Source organism: Parafrankia sp. Ea1.12, assembly GCF_900465275.1.
Lineage (GTDB): Bacteria > Actinomycetota > Actinomycetes > Frankiales > Frankiaceae > Parafrankia > Parafrankia soli.
Genome location: NZ_UBIZ01000468.1, coordinates 1 through 236, shown reverse-complemented (window position 1 = coordinate 236; position 236 = coordinate 1). Strand labels below are relative to the sequence as shown.

General features: G+C 69.5%; 1 pseudogene. It reads left to right on the top strand.

The annotated features are described in order from the left end of the window. Positions 1–236: pseudogene (locus tag FMEAI12_RS27970) on the top strand (transposase); the annotation flags it as partial.

Genomic DNA, 236 nt, shown 5'->3' with positions numbered 1-236 from the left:
ACCGCTCACCCGGACGGACCGTGGACCACCCAACAAGCCCGGAACCTCCTCATGGGCTTCGGCGGACCGGGCGGCCGACTTCCAATTTCTGGTTCGTGACCGGGCCGGACAGTTCACCGCCTCCTTCGACGCGGTCCTCGCCGACGCCGGCATCACCACCGTCACGATCCCACCCCGGACGCCCCGGGCGAACGCCTACGCCGAACGGTTCGTCCGCACCGTCCGGACCAAGGTCA